The sequence below is a fragment of the Leucobacter sp. gxy201 genome (assembly GCF_051043335.1).
GTDB lineage: Bacteria > Actinomycetota > Actinomycetes > Actinomycetales > Microbacteriaceae > Leucobacter.
On record NZ_JAMXWS010000006.1, the window covers coordinates 143,245 to 160,782 of the forward strand.

14 protein-coding genes are annotated in these 17,538 nt (G+C 68.7%); 12 read left to right on the plus strand and 2 right to left on the minus strand.

From position 1 onward, the window contains the following. Positions 1–130 precede the first annotated feature (130 nt). From leuA to NHL51_RS11340, 7 genes are all read left to right on the plus strand, one after another. Positions 131–1,924 (plus strand): 2-isopropylmalate synthase, encoded by a 1,794-nt coding sequence (gene leuA, locus NHL51_RS11310; protein ID WP_434143846.1) that lies wholly within the window; start codon positions 131–133, stop codon positions 1,922–1,924. Positions 1,925–2,086: 162 nt separating this feature from the next. Then, complete coding sequence (ruvA, locus tag NHL51_RS11315; RefSeq protein ID WP_434143848.1) at positions 2,087–2,710, plus strand: Holliday junction branch migration protein RuvA; 624 nt, start codon at positions 2,087–2,089, stop codon at positions 2,708–2,710. Next, a complete protein-coding gene (gene ruvB, locus NHL51_RS11320; RefSeq protein WP_434143850.1) occupies positions 2,707–3,714 on the plus strand; it encodes a Holliday junction branch migration DNA helicase RuvB in 1,008 nt (335 codons plus the stop codon). Before ruvA ends, ruvB begins: the two co-directional genes overlap by 4 nt. A 96-nt stretch (positions 3,715–3,810) precedes the next feature. Next, positions 3,811–4,251: a preprotein translocase subunit YajC gene (gene yajC / locus NHL51_RS11325; RefSeq protein ID WP_434143851.1), complete on the plus strand. Its 441-nt coding sequence runs from the start codon at positions 3,811–3,813 to the stop codon at positions 4,249–4,251. A 59-nt stretch (positions 4,252–4,310) separates the two neighbouring features. Then, positions 4,311–6,197 (plus strand): protein translocase subunit SecD, encoded by a 1,887-nt coding sequence (gene secD / locus NHL51_RS11330; RefSeq protein WP_434143853.1) that lies wholly within the window; start codon positions 4,311–4,313, stop codon positions 6,195–6,197. 2 nt (positions 6,198–6,199) lie between these two features. Further along, positions 6,200–7,222, plus strand: a complete 1,023-nt coding sequence (gene secF / locus NHL51_RS11335) for a protein translocase subunit SecF (protein WP_434143855.1) — start codon at positions 6,200–6,202, stop codon at positions 7,220–7,222. 24 nt (positions 7,223–7,246) lie between these two features. Beyond that, positions 7,247–9,493 (plus strand): RelA/SpoT family protein, encoded by a 2,247-nt coding sequence (locus NHL51_RS11340; RefSeq protein WP_434143857.1) that lies wholly within the window; start codon positions 7,247–7,249, stop codon positions 9,491–9,493. Positions 9,494–9,511: 18 nt separating this feature from the next. Here NHL51_RS11340 and NHL51_RS11345 read toward each other — a convergent pair whose 3' ends face one another. Further along, on the minus strand, positions 9,512–10,069 hold the full coding sequence (locus NHL51_RS11345; protein WP_434143858.1) for a hypothetical protein: 558 nt from the start codon (positions 10,067–10,069) through the stop codon (positions 9,512–9,514). 86 nt (positions 10,070–10,155) lie between these two features. Beyond that, positions 10,156–11,388 (minus strand): DUF349 domain-containing protein, encoded by a 1,233-nt coding sequence (locus NHL51_RS11350; RefSeq protein WP_434143860.1) that lies wholly within the window; start codon positions 11,386–11,388, stop codon positions 10,156–10,158. A gap of 120 nt (positions 11,389–11,508) precedes the next feature. On the opposite strand from NHL51_RS11350, the gene NHL51_RS11355 reads away from it, so the two are divergent. The 5 genes from NHL51_RS11355 to ruvX all read left to right on the plus strand — a co-directional run bounded on the left by NHL51_RS11355 (position 11,509) and on the right by ruvX (position 17,523). Next, on the plus strand, positions 11,509–12,924 hold the full coding sequence (locus NHL51_RS11355) for a replication-associated recombination protein A (protein WP_434143945.1): 1,416 nt from the start codon (positions 11,509–11,511) through the stop codon (positions 12,922–12,924). 276 nt (positions 12,925–13,200) lie between these two features. After that, a complete protein-coding gene (rpsD, locus tag NHL51_RS11360; RefSeq protein ID WP_434143861.1) occupies positions 13,201–13,830 on the plus strand; it encodes a 30S ribosomal protein S4 in 630 nt (209 codons plus the stop codon). Between the two features lie 251 nt (positions 13,831–14,081). Further along, positions 14,082–14,285, plus strand: a complete 204-nt coding sequence (locus NHL51_RS11365) for a hypothetical protein (protein ID WP_434143863.1) — start codon at positions 14,082–14,084, stop codon at positions 14,283–14,285. A 68-nt stretch (positions 14,286–14,353) separates the two neighbouring features. Further along, positions 14,354–17,020 carry an alanine--tRNA ligase gene (gene alaS, locus NHL51_RS11370; protein WP_434143865.1) on the plus strand — a complete coding sequence of 889 codons (2,667 nt, stop codon included), beginning with the start codon at positions 14,354–14,356 and terminating at the stop codon, positions 17,018–17,020. Beyond that, positions 17,020–17,523 (plus strand): Holliday junction resolvase RuvX, encoded by a 504-nt coding sequence (gene ruvX, locus NHL51_RS11375; RefSeq protein WP_434143867.1) that lies wholly within the window; start codon positions 17,020–17,022, stop codon positions 17,521–17,523. Before alaS ends, ruvX begins: the two co-directional genes overlap by 1 nt. Positions 17,524–17,538: the final 15 nt, after the last annotated feature.

Consider the following 17,538-nt stretch of genomic DNA (forward strand, 5'->3'; position numbering starts at 1 on the left):
TGTTAGGATCGGAGCATGCTGTTCGGCTCGCTTCTCCTTAGCTGCCGCGACGAGTCCTAATCTGAGGCCTCCCTCGTCGCGGCGTTCGTGTTTGGCTGAGCAAAGTATTCGACGAGAAAGATTCGAGCCCATGAAGAACATGCAGCAGCCCTCGGGCATGCCGATCCATCGCTACCGTCCGTTCAACGAGATCATCACGGTCGAGCTCCCGGACCGCACCTGGCCGGCGAAGCGCATCACCGAGGCGCCCCGCTGGTGCGCGGTCGACCTGCGCGACGGCAACCAGGCGCTCATCGACCCGATGAGCCCCGAGCGCAAGCGCATCATGTTCGACCTGCTCGTGAAGATGGGCTACAAGGAGATCGAGGTCGGGTTCCCGTCGGCCAGCCAGACCGATTTCGACTTCGTGCGCCAGCTGATCGAGGAAGACGCGATCCCTGCCGATGTCACCATTCAGGTGCTGACCCAGGCGCGCGAGCACCTCATCAAGCGCACCTACGAGTCGATCATCGGCGCGAAGCAGGCGATCGTGCACCTGTACAACTCGACGAGCATTCTGCAGCGCGATGTCGTCTTCCGCCAGGATCGCGACGGCATCAAGCAGATCGCGCTCGACGGCGCGAGACTGTGCCGCGAATCCGAGGCCATCTGCCCCGACACCGAGGTCTTCTACGAGTACTCGCCCGAGTCGTACACCGGCACCGAACTGGAGTACGCCGTGGAGGTCTGCAACGAGGTGCTCGAGATCTTCGAGCCGACGCCCGAGCGCAAGGTCATCATCAACCTGCCCGCCACCGTCGAGATGGCCACGCCGAACGTCTACGCCGACTCGATCGAATGGATGAGCCGCAACCTGGCGCACCGCGAGAACGTGATCCTGTCGCTGCACCCGCACAACGACCGCGGCACCGCCATCGCCGCGGCCGAGCTGGGCTACATGGCGGGGGCCGACCGCATCGAAGGCTGCCTCTTCGGCAACGGCGAGCGCACCGGCAACGTCGACCTGGTCGCGCTCGGCATCAACATGTTCACGCAGGGCATCGACCCCCAGATCGACTTCTCGCGCCTCGACGAGGTGCGCCGCACCGCCGAGTACTGCAACCAGCTGCGCGTGCCCGAGCGCAGCCCGTGGGCCGGCGACCTCGTCTACACCGCCTTCTCGGGATCGCATCAGGATGCGATCAAGAAGGGCTTCGAGCGCATGCAGGCCGACGCGGATGCGGCGGAGAAGTCGATCGACGAGGTCGAATGGGCAGTACCCTACCTGCCCGTCGACCCGAAGGATCTGGGCCGTTCGTACGAGGCCGTCATCCGCGTGAACTCGCAGTCGGGCAAGGGCGGCGTCTCGTACCTGCTGAAGACCGACCACAGCCTCGATCTGCCGCGCCGTCTGCAGATCGAGTTCAGCGCGGTCGTGCAGGGCGTCACCGATTCCGAGGGCGGCGAGGTGTCGAGCGACGAGATCTGGCGCATCTTCCAGGACGAGTACCTGCCGAGCTCCGACCCGTCGTCCGATCGCTGGGGGCGCTACGAGCTGTTCCGCACCGCGACGTCGAGCGCGGGCGACGGCGTCACCGAACTCGAGGTCGACTACCGCGACGGCGCGGCCGAGAGCTCGATGACGGCCCGAGGCAACGGGCCCGTCGACGCGTTCATCAATGCGCTGAACGCCGAAGGCCGCGCGGTCACGCTCTTCGACTACGTCGAGCACGCGATGAGCTCGGGCGGCGACGCGGTCGCCGCTGCCTACGTCGATCTCGAGGTCGACGGTCAGCGTCTCTGGGGCGTCGGCATCGACCCCGACACGTCTCGCGCCACGCTGAAGGCCATCGTCTCCTCGGTCAATAGGGCAGTGCGGAACGCGAATGCAGAGCATTCGCCCAGCACTGCCGTGCCGCACACGGCGGCAGCCCACGGAGCGTAGCGCGGGGTAGCAGTGCGGAACGCGAATGCAGCGCATTCGCCGGAGACCGTCACCGCGTAGGCGTTCGCACCGACCCGCCCGCCGCACCGATCGTTCGTAGATAGTTTCGAATGGTCGGTGTGGCGGGCTCGGTTTCTCGGCCGTGCATTCTAGGCTGATGCTGTGATTGCTTCAGTGCGCGGACAGGTGCAGGCGGCGGGTGCCGGTTGGGTGGTCGTCGAGATCGGCGGCGTCGGGATGCGCGTCGAAGTGCCGAGCGGACGTGTCGCGCAATTCGTGCCGGGGGACGAGGTGCAGTTGCACACGTCGCTCGTGGTGCGCGAGGATTCGCTGACGCTCTTCGGCTTCACGGGAGCAGACGACCTGGAGGTGTTCGGACACCTGATCGGCGTGTCGGGGGTCGGCCCGCGCAGCGCCCTCGGAGTGCTGTCGGCGCTGAGCCCGGGCGAGATCGCCCGCGCGGTGGCGGCCGAGGACGAGAAGCCGTTCCGCAAGGTCTCGGGCATCGGCCCGAAGACGGCGAAGCTCATCACCGTATCGCTGGCCGGCAAGCTGGCGCAGTACGCGATCGAGAGCGATTCCGCGGTACCCGCCTCGAGCCCCGAGGAACAGGTCGCCGCGAGCGTGAGCGAGGGGCTCGTCGGCCTCGGCTGGCGCGAAGCCGACGCCGAGCAGGCGGTGCGGGACGCGCTCGACGCCGGTGCGCCCGCCGAGAGCTCCGGGCTGCTGCGCGCCGCGCTCGTGCTGCTGCAGGCCGGCCGGGCCGGCTCGAGGGCCGCGCGATGACGGGGGAGCTGTCACCGCAGGCCGCACCGTCGGAGCAGGGATTCGAGGGCGCCCTCAGGCCCACGCGCCTGGCGGAGTTCGTCGGGCAGGCGAAAGTGCGCGGTCAGCTCGGGCTGCTGCTCGAAGCGGCGACGCTCAGAGATCACACCCCCGACCACATTCTGCTCGCGGGCCCTCCCGGACTCGGCAAGACCACGCTCTCGATGATCGTGGCGTCCGAGCTCGACAAGCCGCTGCACCAGACGTCGGGCCCCGCCATCCAGCACGCCGGCGATCTCGCCGCCGTGCTCTCGGCGCTCACGCCGGGGGAGGTGCTCTTCATCGACGAGATCCACCGTATGGCGCGCAGCGCCGAAGAGATGCTGTACCTCGCGATGGAGGACTTCAAGATCGACATCATGGTCGGCAAGGGGGCGGGGGCGACGTCGGTGCCGCTCGAGCTCGCGCCGTTCACGCTCGTCGGGGCGACGACCCGTGCGGGGCTCCTGCCGAACCCGCTGCGCGACCGCTTCGGGTTCACCGCCCACCTCGAGTTCTATTCGGACGACGAGCTCGCGAGCGTCATCAGGCGCGCCGCGGGGCTGCTCGGTTTCGACCTCTCGGACGAGGGCGTGGACGAGATCGCCGGCCGTTCGCGCGGTACGCCGCGCATCGCGAACCGTCTCCTGCGTCGCGTGCGCGACTACGGCCTCGTGCACGGCGCTCCGGGCGATACCGAGACGGTGCATGCAGCGCTCACGCTCTACGACGTCGATCGGCACGGCCTCGACCGGCTCGACCGGGAGGTGCTCGCGGCCGTCGTCGAGCGCTTCGGCGGCGGCCCCGTCGGGCTCGCGAACCTCGCCGTGTCGGTCGGTGAAGAGGCCGAGACGATCGAAGCGGTCGTCGAACCGTTCCTGGTGCGCGCCGGGCTCCTCACCCGGACTTCGCGCGGTCGCATGGCCACGAAGCTCGGCTGGCAGCACGTCGGAGCCCCGATCCCGGAGCACCTTTTCTCCGTGTGACCCCGGAATTCTCGTTCACGGCGCGAATCGAGGAATCCGCACGGTAGGGTTGAGGGGTCTGTGCCGCAGGCACATCGCTTCCTCGAAAGGACCATAGTGGACCCGATTACTCTCGTCATGTTCGGCCTGATCGCCGTGCTGATCTTCTTCATGTTCCGCAACGGCAAGAAGCGTCAGCAGGCCCAGCAGGAGCTGCAGAACTCGCTGCGCCCCGGCGCCGAGGTCATGCTGCAGTCGGGCATCTTCGGCACGATCGAATCGATCGACGAGGAGAGCAACCGCGCCACCGTCATGAGCGGCACCTCGACGATCGTCGTGCACCGCAGTGCGATCAGCCAGGTCATCGCCGGCGCCGAGGCGCCCGCGGAGAGCGCCGAGCCGCAGCTCGCTCCCGATGACGACCCCGAGTTCGGCGAGCGCCTGAACGCCGAATCGGAGAAGGTCGAAGACGCCGCGAGCGACGCAGTCGAGGCCGAGGGCGTGCAGCCCGAGGAGACGAACGACGAGGACGGCAACGGGACCAAGCCCCAGGCCTGAGTCGGCGCCCCCGCGATCCGCGGGGGCTCCTGTTCGTCAGTAGAGAAAGCAGTTACGTTTTGGCCTCCACACCAGCCGTGCGCAAGGCGCGTCGATCCCTGGTCTTCCTGTTAGTGATCATCGTCGGCATCACCGGCCTGATCGCCCTCGGCGTGCAGCGCAGCGATGCGACCTGGACCCCGAAACTCGCCCTCGACCTGCAGGGCGGCACCCAGGTGCTGCTCGCGGCCGAGCAGACCGACGGCAAGGCCGTCAGCGGCGAGCAGCTGCAGCAGGCGGTGTCGATCATCCGGCAGCGCATCGATGCGGCGGGCGTCTCGGAGGCCGAGATCACCACGCAGGGCAGCCAGAACATCTCGGTCTCGATTCCGGGCAAGGTCGACGACGCGACGCTGCAGCGCATCGAGGCCTCGGCGCAGCTGGACTTCCGTCCCGTGCTCGCCATGGACTACTCGACGCCGAACCCGGACGCCTCCGCCGATGCCTCGGCCGACACAGCCGCAGCCGGCGACGCGGACGCGACCGCCGGGGACGCCGCGAAGGAAGACACTGCGAAGCAGGACACCGCGAGCAAGGACGCCGCGAAGGACGAGACTGCGAAGCAGGAGTCGAAGAAGACCGATTCCGCCGACGCCGACGCGAAGACCGCCGAGGAACCGGCCGATCTCTACCCGGACCCGCTGCCGAAGGGCGCGGGCGATCTCGAATGGCTGACGCCCGCGCTGCAGGAGCAGTTCGCGGCGTTCAGCTGCGACTCCGACGCCGCGCTCGACACCCGCAACGCGAAAGCGGATCGCCCGCTCATCACCTGCGACAACTCGGGTCAGCTGAAGTACATCCTCGGCCCGGTCGAGCTCAAGGGCGACACGATCTCCGATGCCACCGCGCAGATGGCGACCACGTCGACCGGCGCGACGACCGGCGAATGGGCCGTGCAGCTCACTCTGAACAAGGCCGGCACCGAGACCTTCGGCAAGATCAGCACGCGCCTCTACGGCGCACCGCAGCCGCAGGATCAGTTCGCCTTCGTGCTCGACGGCCGCGTGCTCGCGGCCCCGCAGATGCAGGGCCAGATCCTCGACGGCCGCCCGTCGATCACCGGCGGCTACACGCAGGAGACCTCGCAGCTGCTCGCCGACCAGCTGAAGTTCGGCGCATTGCCGATCGGCTTCACGGTGCAGAGCCAGGAGGACATCTCGGCGACGCTCGGTTCGAACCAGCTGCAGGCGGGTCTGCTCGCAGGCCTGATCGGTCTGCTGCTCGTCGTGATCTACTCGCTGTTCCAGTACCGGGCGCTCGCCTCGGTGACGATCATGTCGCTCGTGATCGCGGCGGTGCTCACGTACCTGCTGCTCACCTTCTTCTCGTGGCGCCAGGGCTACCGGCTCTCGCTCGCGGGCGTCGCGGGCATCATCGTCGCGGTCGGCTTCACCGCCGACTCGTTCATCGTCTACTTCGAGCGCATCAGGGATGCCCTGCGCGACGGCTATTCGATCGAGGGCGCCGTCGAGAACGGATGGAAGCGCGCGATCCGCACGGTGCTCGCGTCCGACGGCGTGAATCTGCTCGCCGCGGTGATCCTGTTCGTGCTCGCGGTCGGCAACGTGCGCGGCTTCGCGTTCACGCTCGGTCTCACGACCATCGTCGACGTCATCGTCGTCGCGTTCTTCACCCACCCGATGCTGGTACTGCTCGCGCGCACGCGCTTCTACCGCGAGGGGCACCGCTTGTCGGGGCTCGACCCGCGCCAGCTCGGCGCCGTCTACCGCGGCCGCATGCAGTTCCGGGCGCCGGTCATCACTGCGACCGGCGCAGGCAAGAAGAACGCCCGCAGCCGCAAGGAGGCCGAGCGCCGCCAGACGATCGCCGAGCGCAAGGCCGCCGAGGCGGCGGGGGAGAACGCCTCCATCGTCGAAGACGCCGCTGCTGCCGGAAAGGAGAGCTAGAGATGGCTCGTTCATTCGCCGAATTCGGCAACGCGCTCCACACCGGAGAGAAGTCGATCGACTTCGTGGGTCGCCGCAAGACGTGGTACATGATCTCGGCGGTGCTCATCATCATCGCCATCGTCGGGCCGTTCCTGCGCGGCGGGTTCGCCTTCGGCATCGAGTTCACGGGCGGCAGCCAGTTCCAGGTGCACCTCTCGTCGTCGCAGGATCGCGATCCTGCGATCGCGCAGGACGCCGTCGCTGAAGTGCTCCCCTCGAGCGCTCCCCGCATCTCGCAGCTCGGCCCGACCGACATCCGCGTGCAGACCGAGGCGTTGAGCGACGCCGACAACCAGGCCGTGACGGCCGCGCTCGCCGAGGGCTACGGCATCGACGAGGCGGAGGTCACCTACTCCTACATCGGCCCGGCCTGGGGTCAGGACATCACCAAGCAGGCGATCATCGCGCTCGTCGTGTTCATCTTGATCTCGGCGCTGGTGATGGCGCTCTACTTCCGCACCTGGAAGATGTCGGTGTCGGCGCTCGCGGCGCTCTTCCACGACCTCATCATCACCGCGGGCATCTACGGCATCTCGGGCTTCGAGGTCACGCCGGCCGCCATGATCGGCTTCCTCACGATCCTCGGCTACTCGCTCTACGACACCGTCGTGGTGTTCGACAAGATCCGCGAGAACACCTCGCCCGACGAGATCGGCAGCCGCACCTTCGCCGAGGCCGTCAACCTCGGCGTCAACCAGACGCTCGTGCGCTCCATCAACACGTCGGTCGTGGCGCTGCTGCCGGTCGGCTCGATCCTGTTCATCGGCGCCTTCGTGCTCGGTGCGGGCACCCTACGCGACATCTCGCTCGCGCTCTTCATCGGCATCTTCGTCGGCGCCTACTCGACGATCTTCATCGCCGCACCGGCATACGCGCACCTGCGCTCGGGCGATGCGGGCGTGAAGAAGCACGATACGTCGGTACTGAAGGCGCGGGCGCGCGAGGAGCAGCTCGATTCGCAGAGCGTGCCCCAGAAGGTGTAGCTTGAATCCATACGAGGAGGTGGCATGGCGCATCATGATACGGATACAGGCAGTACTGTCTCCCTGCGCCGCCTCGTGCCGCGCATCTTCTCGCGCGGCAGCGCCCCGGGCGCGGTCGATCAGCTGATACGGACGGTGCGCGGGAACTACCCGCGCGCCGACCTCTCGCTCATCGAGCGGGCGTACGCGACCGCGGAGCGCGCGCATCGCGGGCAGAAGCGCCGCAGCGGCGAACCGTACATCACGCACCCGATCGCCGTCGCGCAGATCCTCGCCGAACTCGGCATCGCACCGGTGGCGATCGCGGCCGCACTGCTGCACGATACGGTCGAGGACACCGACTACACGCTGCAGCAGCTCACCGACGACTACGGCGAAGAGATCGCGATGCTCGTCGACGGCGTCACGAAGCTCGACAAGGTGAAGTACGGGGATTCGGCCCAGGCCGAGACCGTGCGCAAGATGGTCGTCGCGATGTCGAAGGACATCCGCGTGCTCGTGATCAAGCTCGCGGACCGCCTGCACAATGCGCGCACCTGGGGCTTCGTGCCGAGCGACTCGGCGAAGCGCAAGGCGCAGGAGACGCTCGAGATCTACGCGCCGCTCGCGCACAGGCTCGGCATCCAGTCGCTGAAGTCCGAGCTCGAGGACCTCTCGTTCGCCGTGCTGAAGCCCAAGCTCTACGCCGAGATCGAGAACCTCGTATCGCAGCGCAACCCGCAGCGCGACGAACTCGTCGGCGTGGTCATCAGCTCGATCGAGACCGACCTGCGCGATGCGCGCATTCGCGGAGAGGTGACCGGTCGGCCGAAGGAGCTGTACTCGATCTACCAGAAGATGATCGTGCGCGGACGCGACTTCGACGAGATCTACGACCTGGTCGGCATCCGCGTGCTCGTCAATTCGATCCGCGACTGCTACGCGGTGCTCGGCGCGGTCCACGCACGGTGGACCCCCATCCCCGGTCGGTTCAAGGACTACATCGCGACGCCGAAGTTCAACCTGTACCAGTCGCTGCACACGACGGTGATCGGGCCCGACGGCCGGGCCGTCGAGATCCAGATCCGCACCGTCGAGATGCATCAGCGCGCCGAGTACGGCGTCGCCGCCCACTGGAAGTACAAGCAGCGGCAGGCACCCGCGGGGCCGAGTTCGAACGATATGGCGTGGCTCGCGCACATCTCCGACTGGCAGGCCGAGACCGAGGATCCGAGCGAGTTCCTCGACGCGCTGCGCTTCGAGATCGGAGCGAAGGAGGTCTACGTCTTCACGCCGAAGGGGCGTGTGATCGGGCTGCCCGAAGGGGGCACCACCGTCGACTTCGCCTATGCGGTGCACACCGAGGTCGGCCACCGGACGATGGGCGCTCGTGTGAACGGCCGCCTCGTGCCCCTCGAGACGCGTCTGCAGAACGGCGACGTGGTCGAGGTGTTCACCTCCAAGGATCCGAATTCCGGGCCCAACAAGGACTGGCTGCAGTTCGTCAAGAGCAAGCGGGCGCAGAACAAGATCCGCCAGTGGTTCACGAAGGAGCGGCGCGAGGAGGCCGCCGAGACCGGCAAGGTCGAGATCACGAAGGCGCTGCGCAAGGTCGGCATGCCGCTGCATCAGGTGCTGAACTCGGAGGCGCTGCAGCAGGTCGCCCTCCAGCTGAACCACGTCGACGTCACCGCGCTGTACGCGGCCGTCGGCGAGGGCCAGATCTCCGCGCAGTCGGTGATCGAGAAGGTCAGCGCGATCAACGCGATCGATCAGTCGTCGACCGAGCCGGCGGTCGCCGAGTTCTCGATCCTCGAGGCGCCGCGTGCGCCGAAGGCGACGAGCGCGAGCGGCGTCATCGTCACCGGCGCGTCCGACGTGCTCGCGAAGCTCGCGAAGTGCTGCACCCCGGTGCCCGGCGATGAGGTTCTCGGCTTCGTCACCAAGGGTCAGGGCGTGTCGGTGCACCGCGTCGACTGCCACAACTTCCAGAGCCTCAAGTCGCAGCAGGACCGCGTCGTCGAAGTCGAGTGGGCGCCGACGTCGAAGAGCCTCTTCCTCGTACAGGTGCAGGTCGAGGCGCTCGATCGCTCCGGGCTGCTCTCGGACGTCACCCGCACGCTCTCCGAGCATCACGTCAACATCCTCTCGGCCTCGGTCAACACCTCGAGCTCTCGCCTCGCGATCAGCAAGTTCCTCTTCGAGATGGCGAACGCGACGCACCTCGACCATGTGCTCGGCGCGATACGCCGCATCGAGGGCGTGTACGACGTCTACCGCATCACCAACTGACGCCCGTCGACCGGTCGTCTAGAGCTCTCGCAGCCTCGCGACGATGCGGCGCTCGTTCGGCCGGCGTCGCATCGGCAGCTCGGCGAGGAAGCCTTCGCGGCTCCCGATCGCGTGCGTGAGCAGCATGCGGCAGGCGAGCCGGTGCTCGTGCGAGAACTCGGCCCCGCGCAGCAGGTCGTAGAGCGTGCGGCGCGGGCTGGTCGCCGCGTACGGACCGATGGCGACGACCTCGCTCGCTCCGAGCCGATACTGGTGGAGAGCGACGCCGGTCTCCGAACCGAGATCATTCGGGCGCCCTCGTCTCACGATGAACGACAGCCGTGCGCCGGGGCCTCGCACGGCGCCCCAGATCCATGCCGCGGTGCGGTGCGCCGCCACGTGATCGACGGTGAAGGCATCGCCGATCGCGGCCGCGCGCACCGACGGCGTGTCGGGCCAGGAGACGAGTCGGATGCCCGGGCCGCAGCGCACGGCGATGCCGCGCAGCAGCGCCGCCGATCGCACGGCGACCGGCCAATCGTGCAGACGCGGCGGTATCGGCGGGAGCGGTGCCCTCGTCGGGGAAGGATGGCGCATGCCTCAAGGCTGAGGCCCCGGCGCGGAATGCGCCAGGGCCTCGAAGCATCTGTGGATAAGTCGGCCGGGGCCGAACTCCCGTCGACTCAGTCGCCGAGGGCGGCGAGCCACGAGCGCTGGGTGGCGAGCGCCGATTCGGCCTCCTGCACTGCCTTCGCGTTGCCACCGGCCTGAGCCGTTGCGAGCTCGCTCTCGAGCTCCGCGATCGAGGCCTCGAGCTGACCTCGCAGACCTTCGCTGCGCGCCTTCGTCTCGGGGTTCGTCTTGCGCCAGTGCTCGTCCTCCAGCTGCTTGACGTGGTCCTCGATCTTGCGCAGACGCCCCTCGACGTCGCGCAGGGCCTCACGCGGGACGCGTCCGATCTCGTCCCACTTCAGCTGGATCGCGGTGATGAGCTTGCGGGCCTTCGCATGGTCGCGCTCCTCGGCGATCGGAGCGGCCTCGTCGAGCAGCTGCTGCTTCGCGGCGAGGTTCGCGTTCTGCTCCTCGTTCGACTGCGCCGCCTCCTCGGCCTTCGCCGCGTAGAGCAGATCGCCTGCGGCCTTGAAGCGCGCCCAGAGCTGGTCGTCGAGCTTGCGGCTCGCGCGGCCGGCGGCCTTCCAGTCGTCGAGCAGGCCGCGGTAAGCGGGGATGCCCTCGATGCCGCGCGGGGCGAGCGCCTCGGCCGCGGCGATGATGCGCTCCTTGCGCTGCTTCACGTCCTTGTTGTTCGCGTCCATCTGGGCGAAGTGCGAACGACGGGCCGAATCGAAGGTCTGGCGCGCCGAGCGGAAGCGCTTCCAGAGCGCATCCGCCTGCGACTTCGGGATCTGGGGGCCGGTGCGCTGCGAGCTCTGCCAATCGGTGAAGAGCTGTTCGAACGCCTGGCTCGTATCCTTCCACCGGATCGAGGCCTCGGGCTGCGCGGCGAGGCGCTCGGCCTCGGCGACGATCGCCTCGCGCTTCGAGACGGCCTCCTGGCGGGCGGCGTCGCGTTCGGCCTGCTGCTTCTCGCTCAGCTCGGCGGTCTTGCCCGAGAGCTTCTCGACGCGTGCGCGCAGGGCGGCGATGTCGCCGACGGCCGCGGGCTCCACGAGCTGCTCCTGCAGCTTCGCGACGGTCTCGGCGGCCGAGGCATCGGCGGTGCCGCGGGCGATGCGGGCCTCGAGCAGGGTGATCTGCCCGGCCAGGTCGCTGAACTTGCGTTCGAAGTAGGCGAGCGCCTCTTCGGGGGTTCCGTCTGGGAAGGAGCCGACAGCGCGTTCGCCGTCGCCTTCGCGCACGTAGACGGTGCGGTCGTCGTCGACGCGGCCCCAGGGGTTCTCGTTGGCAGCACTCACGGTAGTTTCACCTGTCGTGGTTCGGGTCGGCTGACCGACCGTACGGAATAGACCCCTCCACTATGCCACAGGCGGGTGTGCGCAGCGCTCGATTAGGGTTGTGGTGTGAGTTCGAATCCGATGGCCTCGAGCACCGCCCCGCTGGCGGTGCGCATGCGCCCGCGATCCCTGGACGAGGTCGTCGGCCAGCAGCATCTGCTGCGACGCGGTTCGCCGTTGCGCGTGCTCGCGGCGGGCGAGACCGGCTCGGGAGCCGTGTCCATCATCCTGTGGGGCCCGCCGGGCACCGGGAAGACGACGATCGCGCAGGCGATCGCGCACTCGAGCGGGCGCCGTTTCGTCGAGCTCTCGGCCGTGACCGCCGGCATCAAGGATGTGCGCACGGTGATGGAGAAGGCGCTGAACGACCGCGACCTGTTCGACGTGTCGACGGTGCTCTTCCTCGACGAGATCCACCGGTTCACCAAGGCGCAGCAGGATGCGCTGCTGCCGGGCGTCGAGAACGGGTGGGTCACCCTCGTCGCCGCGACGACCGAGAACCCGTCGTTCTCCGTGATCAGTCCGCTGCTGTCGCGATCGCTGCTGCTCACCCTCGAACCGCTCACCGATGACGACCTGCGCCTGCTGCTCGAACGGGCGGTGGCCGACCCCCGCGGTCTCGCCGGAGCGGTCGCGCTCGAAGACGGCGCGCTCGACGCGCTCGTGCAGCTCGCCTCGGGCGATGCGCGGCGGGCGCTCACGAGCCTCGAGGCGGCCGCCATGTCGGCCCTGGCCGCCGCGCACGACGCCGATGAGGCGAGTGGTGCGAACGATGCCGAGGCCGAAGGCGATCCCGAGGCGGCCGACGATGCCGATGACGACGCGGGCGATGTCGCGCAGGGATCGCCTGTCGGCCCGGTCGCGATCACCGCGGAGATCGTGGCGGCCTCGGTCGACCGGGCGCTCCTGCGCTACGACCGGAACGGCGACCAGCACTACGACGTCACGAGCGCCTTCATCAAGTCGATGCGCGGCTCGGACCCCGACGCCGCGCTGCACTACCTCGCCCGCATGATCGAGGCGGGGGAGGACCCGCGCTTCATCGCGCGCCGGCTCATGGTCCACGCGGCCGAGGACGTCGGCCTGGCCGACCCGCAGGCGCTCTCGGTCGCCGTGGCGGCCGCCGAGGCCACGCAGCTCATCGGCCTCCCCGAGGCGCGCATCCCGCTCGCCGAGGCGACGATCTACATCGCCACCGCGCCGAAGTCGAATGCGGTCATCACGGCCATCGATTCGGCCATCGCCGACGTGCGCGCCGGGCGCTTCGGCCTCGTGCCGCCCCACCTCCGCGATGCGCACTACCCGGGAGCGAAGAAGATGGGGCACGGCAAGGGGTATATCTACCCGCACCACGACCCGCGCGGCGTCTCGACGCAGCAGTACCTGCCCGACGAGCTCGAGGAGCGCATCTACTACTCGCCGACGACGCACGGCAACGAGCGCGAGGTCTCCGAGCGCCTCGAGAAGATCCGCCGCATCAGCCGAGGCCGGTCATGAGGCACGATGCCGCGTCGGCGGCCGAAAGTCTGATAGTCTAGACGCTGGCCAACACCCCCTTCGCCGCAGGCTGCATGCGGAGGACCGGTGGCAGGCGCCCTGTAGCCGGGTTTCTGCAATGGTCGTTCCCTCACCGCGAGAGGCCCTCTCGCCTGTCGCGGTTCGCTGCGTCGCGTGCGTGGAGAGACTCCACGCGGATGCAGCACGGCCGGGAGAACAACGGGATCGCGCACCGCGCGCCCCAACCACATCAGTCAGAAACCCGAAAGGATCCACGTGTCGACTACGTCGCGTACCCGTTCCAAGACCCGCCTGAGCCGCTCGCTCGGCATCGCCCTCACTCCGAAGGCTGCGCGCTACCTCGAGAAGCGCCCCTACGGCCCCGGCCAGCACGGCCGCACCAAGCGCAAGAGCGATAGCGACTACGCCGTCCGTCTGCGCGAGAAGCAGCGTCTGCGCGCCCAGTACGGCATCCGCGAGAAGCAGCTCGTCATCGCCTTCAACGAGGCCCGCCGCCAGGACGGCCTGACCGGTGAGAACCTGGTCGAGCTGCTCGAGATGCGCCTCGACGCGCTCGTGCTTCGCGCCGGCTTCGCCCGCACCACCGCGCAGGCGCGCCAGCTCGTCGTGCACCGCCACATCCTCGTCGACGGCAAGCTCGTCGACCGCCCGTCGTTCCGCGTGAAGCCGGGCCAGCTCATCCACGTCAAGGAGCGCTCGGAGGCTCTCGAGCCGTTCCAGGTCGCCGCTGCCGGCGGCCACGCCGAGGTGCTGCCGAACGTTCCCGGCTACCTCGAGGTCGAGCTCGACAAGCTCCAGGCGCGCCTCGTGCGCCGCCCGAAGCGCGCCGAGGTCCCCGTGACCTGCGAAGTGCAGCTCGTGGTCGAGTACTACGCAGCTCGCTAAGAGCTGCGGAGTACTCGTGATGAGTACAGCGTTTCTGGCGGCCGCGCGAGCGGCGGCCTGCTGCGCAGCTCGCTAAGCAGTAATACGCGAGAAGGGCGTCGGAGATATTCTCCGGCGCCCTTCTCGCGTTCACGGGCTCGGCGATCCCTGGCGAGAATCCCAGAACCGCCATGCCCGGGGCGCTAAGCTTGAGTGGTGTTTTCGGCGCCGCGCACCCGCGCGCGACCGCGGAGCAGGAGGAGGAGCGTGGCATGCGCAAGCTGATGTGGCTGTTGAGCGGCGCGATGATCGGATTCATCGCTGCCCACTTCGTCAACCAGACGACCGAGGGGCGGCGCTTCTTCGACCGGGTGAACCGCGGCCTCGACGAGTTCGGTCGCGCCTTCGCCGCCGGCTACCACGACACCGAGGCCGGCGACGCCGAGCCCGGTACGTCGCCCGAGCGCGCGCTGTAGCCCGGGCCGCCCGCCCACTTTCTCGCGCCCCGGCGCATCCACCGCAGACGGATCATGTAAGGACCACGATGCAGACCGCTGAAATCCATCGCCGCTGGCTCGACTTCTTCGAGAAGCGCGGCCACACCGTCGTGCCCTCGGCGTCGCTCGTGAGCGACGACCCCAGCCTCATGTTCACGGTGGCCGGCATGGTGCCGTTCGTGCCGTACCTCTCGGGCATCGTGCCCGCCCCGTACCCGCGCGCCACGAGCGTGCAGAAGTGCATCCGCACGAACGACATCGAGGAGGTCGGCAAGACCCCCCGCCACGGCACCTTCTTCCAGATGTGCGGCAACTTCTCGTTCGGCGACTACTTCAAGGAAGGCGCCATCAAGTTCGCCTGGGAGCTCTTGACGACGAGCGAGGCCGACGGCGGCCTCGGCTTCGACGCGAAGGATCTCTGGGTCACGGTCTACGAGGACGACGACGAGGCGATCGCGCTGTGGAAGCAGCACTCTACACTGCCCGATGAGCGCATCCAGCGCCTCGGCATGGACACGAACTACTGGTCGACCGGTCAGCCCGGCCCGGCCGGCCCCTGCAGCGAGATCTTCTTCGACCGCGGCCCCGAGTACGGCATCGACGGCGGCCCCGCCACCGATGACGACCGCTACGTCGAGATCTGGAACCTCGTGTTCATGCAGTACCAGATCGCGGACGTGACCTCGAAGACCGACTTCACGATCGTCGGCCCGCTGCCGAAGCAGAACATCGACACCGGCATGGGGCTCGAGCGCGTCGCCTTCATCAAGCAGGGCGTCGACAACATGTACGAGATCGACCAGGTGCGCCCCGTGCTCGACCGCGCGGCAACGCTCGCGGGCAAGACCTACGGCGCGAACCACGACGACGATGTCCGTCTGCGCGTCATCGCCGATCACGTGCGCAGCGCGCTCATGCTCATCGCCGACGGCGTGACGCCGTCGAACGAGGGCCGCGGGTACATTCTGCGCCGCCTGCTGCGGCGGGTCACGCTCTCGATGCGTCTGCTCGGCGTCGACGGCCCGTGCTTCGACCAGCTCTTCCCGGTGTCGCGCGACGCCATGAAATCTGCGTACCCCGCGGTCGAACGCGACTTCGATTTCATCTCGCGCGCCGCGTACAACGAGGAGAAGACCTTCCTGCGCACCCTCGCGTCGGGCATCGAGATCCTCGACGAGGCGATCGGCACGGCGAAGAGCGCGAACGCGGCGGTTCCGGGCGACACCGCCTTCCTGCTGCACGACACCATGGGTTTCCCGATCGAGCTCTCGCTCGAGCTCGCCGAAGAGGCCGGCGTCACCGTCGACCGCGACGTCTTCACGACCCTGATGCAGGAGCAGCGCGATCGCGCGAAGGCCGACGCAAAGGCGAAGAAGGGCCAGCGCGCCGACCTGTCGGTCTACACGGAGCTGCGCGGCCTCGGCGAGACCGCCTTCGTCGGCTACGACGAGCTGCAGCACGAGAGCCGGATTCTCGGTCTGCTCGTCGACGGTGCGCCGGTGGCCGAGGCGCACGAGGGCGAGATCGCCGAGGTCGTGCTCGCCGAGACCGCCCTCTGGGCCGAGTCGGGCGGCCAGGACGCCGACCAGGGCCTCATCGTCGGCGATGGCTTCGAAGCCGAGGTGCTCGACGTGCAGAAGCCCGTGCCCGGGCTCATCGTGCACACCGTGCGCGTGGTCGTGGGCACCGTAGCGATCGATGCGCGCGCCGAGACCCGTGTCGACGCCGACTACCGCCGCGGTGCCGCGCAGGCGCACTCGGGCACGCACGTCGTGCATGCGGCGCTGCGTCAGGTGCTCGGTGCGAACGCGCATCAGGCGGGTTCGTACAACAAGGCGGGCTACCTGCGCCTCGACTTCACGCACGGCGAGGCGCTCTCGGCCGCGACGAAGAGCGAGATCGAGGAGATCTCGAATCTCGCGATCCGATCGGACTACGAGGTCGTCACCCGCGAGATGCCCATCGCCGAGGCCAAGGCGCTCGGCGCGATGGCGCTCTTCGGCGAGAAGTACGGCGACCGGGTGCGCATGGTGGACATCGGCGGCCCGTGGTCGCGCGAGCTGTGCGCCGGCACCCACGTGTCGAGCTCGTCCGAGATCGGCATGATCAGCCTGATCTCGGAGAGCTCGGTCGGGTCGACGAACCGCCGCGTGGAGTCGCTCGTGGGCATGGAGGCGTTCCGCGAGTTCGCAGCCGAGCGCGCGATCGTGCAGCAGCTCACCAGTGGCCTCAAGGTGCCCCGTGCCGATCTCATCGGCAGGGTGCAGGATCTCGGTGCGCAGCTGCGCGCCGCGGAGAAGAGGATCGCCTCGCTCGAAGCCGAGAAGCTCTCTCAGCGCGTGCCCGAGCTCCTTGCCGGCGCCGAGTCGGTCGGCTCCGTGCGCGCCGTGCTCGAATCGGTCGGTTCGGTGGCTTCCGCCGACGATCTGCGCGGCCTCGCTCTGCAGCTGCGCGAGCGGCTCGGCTCGGAGGCCGGCGTGGTCGTGCTCGCGGGCACCGTGGCGTCCGAAGCGGGCGAGAAGCCGCTCGTGATCGCCGCGACCAATGAAGCCGCGCGCACCCATGGCGTGCGCGCGGGCGACCTCGCGAAGCTCGGCGCGAAGGTGCTCGGCGGCGGCGGCGGCGGCAAGCCCGATCTGGCGCAGGGCGGCGGCGCCGATGTCGCGAAGATCGGCGATGCCCTCGCCGAGATCCGTCAGAGCCTGGCGGTCTAGTGCGCGTCGGTGTTCGTCTCGGCATCGACGTGGGCAAGGCCCGCATCGGCGTGGCCCGCAGCGACCCGCACGGCATGATCGCGACTCCCGTCGAGACCGTGCCGCGGGAAGCGCGCGGCACCGCCGATCTCGAGCGGATCGCGGCGATCGCGGCCGAACTGGAGGCGATGGAAGCGATCGTCGGCCTGCCGCTCAACATGCGCGGCGAGCGTACGCCGTCGACCGCCGACGCCGAGGGCTTCGCCGATCGGCTCGCCATGCGTCTCGCCGCCGCGGGCGTCGCGGTGCGCCTCGTCGACGAGCGGCTCTCGACGGTGTCGGCGCAGAGCCAACTGCATCAGGTCGGCAAGAAGACGAAGCAGAGCCGGTCGATCATCGACCAGGCGGCCGCCGTCGTGATTCTGCAGCACGCGCTCGATATCGAGCGCTCGCGGGGAGACGCGCCCGGTATCGCGGTGCCGCAGGCGACGACAGCGGAAGGAACCGGCGCTGACGCCGGATGACCCAGGGGAGACGAT

What these genes read in the sequence shown, in the direction of transcription:
- leuA (WP_434143846.1), top strand. Translation starts at nt 131, where the DNA reads ATGAAGAACATGCAGCAGCCCTCGGGCATGCCGATCCATCGCTACCGT.
- ruvB (WP_434143850.1), top strand. Translation starts at nt 2,707, where the DNA reads ATGACGGGGGAGCTGTCACCGCAGGCCGCACCGTCGGAGCAGGGATTC.
- secF (WP_434143855.1), top strand. Translation starts at nt 6,200, where the DNA reads ATGGCTCGTTCATTCGCCGAATTCGGCAACGCGCTCCACACCGGAGAG.
- NHL51_RS11340 (WP_434143857.1), top strand. Translation starts at nt 7,247, where the DNA reads ATGGCGCATCATGATACGGATACAGGCAGTACTGTCTCCCTGCGCCGC.
- NHL51_RS11345 (WP_434143858.1), bottom strand. Translation starts at nt 10,069, where the DNA reads ATGCGCCATCCTTCCCCGACGAGGGCACCGCTCCCGCCGATACCGCCG.
- NHL51_RS11355 (WP_434143945.1), top strand. Translation starts at nt 11,509, where the DNA reads ATGGCCTCGAGCACCGCCCCGCTGGCGGTGCGCATGCGCCCGCGATCC.
- NHL51_RS11365 (WP_434143863.1), top strand. Translation starts at nt 14,082, where the DNA reads ATGCGCAAGCTGATGTGGCTGTTGAGCGGCGCGATGATCGGATTCATC.
- alaS (WP_434143865.1), top strand. Translation starts at nt 14,354, where the DNA reads ATGCAGACCGCTGAAATCCATCGCCGCTGGCTCGACTTCTTCGAGAAG.